Source organism: Burkholderia sp. Se-20378 (assembly GCF_017104665.1).
Classification (GTDB): Bacteria; Pseudomonadota; Gammaproteobacteria; order Burkholderiales; family Burkholderiaceae; genus Burkholderia; species Burkholderia lata.
Genome location: NZ_JAAGPG010000732.1, coordinates 1 through 3,402, shown reverse-complemented (window position 1 = coordinate 3,402; position 3,402 = coordinate 1). Strand labels below are relative to the sequence as shown.

The following is a 3,402-nucleotide window of genomic DNA, read 5'->3' as shown; positions in this document are numbered from 1 at the left end:
GGTGGACCAGATGAGCTACGGATCGACACTATGTGATTGTGCGAGCAACTGCGTGGACTGGAAGGGACTTTAGATCTGTCTGAAGCAGGCGGCCGACACCGAGCTCTACACGCTTGCGCACGCGCTTCCCCTACACGACGCTCTTCCGGTCTCCGCGCAGGCCGCGCAGGTCGACGCCGCGCAGGCGGCCGTCGCCGAGGCGCAATGGAAACTCGACCAGAAGCGCGTCGCCTCGCCCGCCGCCGGGCGCGTGTACGACACGCTGTACCGCGTCGGCGAATGGGTGCAGGCCGGCAATCCGGTCGTGCAGATGCTGCCGCCGCAAAACCTGAAGGTGCGCTTCTTCGTTCCCGAGGCCGCCGTTGCATCGCTCGCGCCGGGGCGCACGGTCGCGATCCACTGCGACGGCTGTGCGGCCGACGTGCCCGCGCGCATCACCTACGTGTCGAGCGAGGCCGAATACACGCCGCCCGTGATCTACAGCAACGAGAGCCGGACCAAGCTCGTGTTCATGATCGAGGCGCGCCCCGCCGTCGCCGACGCGCCGAAGCTGCATCCGGGCCAGCCCGTCGCCGTGAGGGTGCCATGAACGTGCCGCCGGCCCCGTATGCGATCGACGTCGATCGCCTGAACAAGCATTTCGGCGACAAGCACGTCGTGAAGGACGTGTCGCTGCGCGTCGCGCGCGGCGAGATCTTCGGCTTTCTCGGGCCGAACGGCAGCGGCAAGACCACGTCGATCCGGATGATGTGCGGGCTGCTCACGCCCGACTCGGGCAGCGGCACCTGCCTCGGCTACGACATCGTGCGCGACAGCGCGCAGATCAAGCGGCGCGTCGGCTACATGACGCAGCGCTTCTCGTACTGGGAAGACCTGTCGATCCGCGAGAACCTCGACTTCGTCGCACGTGTGTACGGGATGCCCGACCGCAAGGCGGCCGTCGCACGCGCACTCGACGGGCTCGGCCTCGCGAGCCGCGCGGACCAGCTCACGGGCGCGCTGTCGGGCGGCTGGAAGCAGCGCCTCGCGCTGGCCGCCTGCATGCTGCACGAGCCGGCGCTGCTGCTGCTCGACGAGCCGACAGCCGGCGTCGATCCGGCCGCGCGCCGCGACTTCTGGGAAGAACTGCACCGGCTGGCCGCGCAAGGGATCTCGGTGCTCGTCAGCACCCATTACATGGACGAGGCCGAGCGCTGCCACAAGCTGGCGTACATCGCGTACGGCGAGTTGCTCGCGCAGGGCACGTCGGCGGAGATCGTCGCATCGCAGGGACTCGCGACCCGCGCGATCACCGGTGCGCATCTGAGTGAACTGTCCGCGCGGCTGCGCACGATGCCGGGCGTCGACCAGACGGTCGTGTTCGGCTCGGCGCTGCATGTGAGCGGCCGCGATCGCGCGCAGCTCGACGCGACGCTCGCGCAGGTCGCGACCCAAGCTGACGGGCCGGCCGCGCTGCAGGTCGCGCCGATCGACACCGGGCTCGAGGACGTCTTCATCTATATGATGGGCCGCGCATCCGCGCCGCCCGCCGGAGCGTCGTCATGAACGCGTGGGCGCGCCTGCGCGACTCGTTTTCCGTCGCGCGCTGGTGGAGCATCGTGCTGAAGGAATTCCTGCAGTTGCGACGCGACCGCGTGACGTTCGCGATGATCGTCGGCGTGCCGATCATCCAGCTCACGCTGTTCGGCTTCGCGATCAACACCGATCCGAAGCACCTGCCCACCGCGGTGATCGTCGCCGACGCGAGCCCGTTCGCGCGCAGCTTCGTCGCCGCGATGCGCAATTCCGCGTACTTCGACATCGTCGAGACGCTGCCCGACGAAGCGGCCGGCCGGCATGCGCTCGCCCGCGGCGACGTGCAGTTCGTGCTGAACGTGCCGGCCGATTTCTCGCGGCGGCTGCTGCGCGGCGAGCGTCCGTCGCTGCTCGTCGAGGCGGACGCGACCGATCCCGTCGCGACCGCGTCGGCGATCGGCGCGCTGCCGGGCCTCGTGCAGCCGGTCGCGGACAAGGACCTGACGGGCCCGCTCGCCTACCTGAACGGCCGCCCGGCCGCGTTCGACGTCGTACTGCACCGGCTGTACAACCCCGAGGGCATCACGCAGTACAACGTCGTGCCGGGCCTGATGGGCGTGATCCTGACGATGACGATGGTGATGATGACGGGCCTCGCGATCACCCGCGAACGCGAGCGCGGCACGATGGAGAACCTGCTCGCGACGCCCGTGCGGCCGCTCGAGGTGATGACGGGCAAGATCGTTCCGTACGTGCTGATCGGGCTGATCCAGGTATCGATCATCGTCGTCGCGGCGCGGTTCGTGTTCGACGTGCCGTTCGTCGGCGGTGTGTTCGCGATCTACCTGTCCGCGCTGCTGTTCATCGCCGCGAACCTGACGGTCGGCATCACGCTGTCGTCGCTCGCGCAGAACCAGTTGCAGGCGATGCAGCTCGCGGTGTTCTACTTCCTGCCGAACATCCTGCTGTCCGGCTTCATGTTCCCGTTCGCCGGGATGCCGAAGTGGGCGCAATTCATCGGCAACCTGCTGCCGCTCACCTACTTCAACCGCCTCGTGCGCGGCATCCTGCTGAAAGGCAACGGCTGGAGCGACCTGTGGCCATCCGTGTGGCCGGTCGCGCTGTTCACCGTCGTCGTGATGAGCGTCGCGCTGCGGTTCTACCGGCGTACGCTCGATTAGGCGCCGCACGATGAAATCGGCTTCGCGTCGCCCCTCCCACGCCGCGCATGGCTGCACACTGGCCGCCGCCGCGCTGCTCGTCGCCGGATGCGCGGTCGGGCCGGATTTCCACGCGCCGGATGCACCGGCCACGCAGCACTACACGCGCGACGAGCCGCCCGCGACGACGGCCGCCACCGCCGGCCCGACCGGCGACGCGCAGACGTTCGCATCGGCCGCGCATACCCCGCAGCACTGGTGGACGCAGTTCGGCTCTGAACCACTGAACCGGCTCGTCGATACCGCGTGGCACAACAGCCCGACGCTTGCCGAGGCCCGTGCGCGGCTCGACGAAGCGCGGCAGAACCATGCGGCCGAAACCGGCGCGACGATGTTGCCGAGCATCGACGCGAACCTGTCCGCCACGCGCCAGCGAGTCGACACGACCGCATTCGGCCTGCCCGCCAACGTGCCCAGCCCGGGGCCATTCACGCTTTATGACGCGTCGGTGAGCGTGTCGTACGTGCTCGACGTGTTCGGCGGCAACCGGCGCGCGCTCGAAGCACTGCGCGCGCAGGTCGACTACCAGGCGTACACGCTCGACGCTGCGCGCCTGATGCTCGCGGGCAATGTCGTCGCGACCGCGATCCTGCGCGCGTCGCTCGCGCAGCAGGTCGCGCTCACGCGGCAACTGATCGATGCGCAGGCGCGGCAGTTGCACATCGTA

General features: G+C 69.0%; 3 protein-coding genes and 1 pseudogene. All 4 read left to right on the top strand.

All coding sequences use genetic code 11. The features are described 5' to 3' along the window. Nucleotides 1-148: 148 nt before the first annotated feature. Nucleotides 149-589, top strand: a pseudogene (locus G3N93_RS36765) (HlyD family efflux transporter periplasmic adaptor subunit); the annotation flags it as partial. After that, entirely contained in the window at nt 586-1,545 is a 960-nt protein-coding gene (locus G3N93_RS36760) for an ABC transporter ATP-binding protein (RefSeq protein WP_174935494.1), read from the top strand. The pseudogene G3N93_RS36765 and the gene G3N93_RS36760, both read left to right, overlap by 4 nt. Further along, nucleotides 1,542-2,696: an ABC transporter permease gene (locus G3N93_RS36755; RefSeq protein WP_206135219.1), complete on the top strand. Its 1,155-nt coding sequence runs from the start codon at nt 1,542-1,544 to the stop codon at nt 2,694-2,696. Before G3N93_RS36760 ends, G3N93_RS36755 begins: the two co-directional genes overlap by 4 nt. Before the next feature lie 10 nt (nt 2,697-2,706). Further along, nucleotides 2,707-3,402 (top strand): TolC family protein (locus tag G3N93_RS36750; protein ID WP_206135218.1); only part of this gene is annotated, 696 nt, incomplete at its 3' end.

Coding starts and splice junctions, on each gene's coding strand:
- G3N93_RS36760 (WP_174935494.1), top strand. CDS start 586: ATGAACGTGCCGCCGGCCCCGTATGCGATCGACGTCGATCGCCTGAAC.
- G3N93_RS36755 (WP_206135219.1), top strand. CDS start 1,542: ATGAACGCGTGGGCGCGCCTGCGCGACTCGTTTTCCGTCGCGCGCTGG.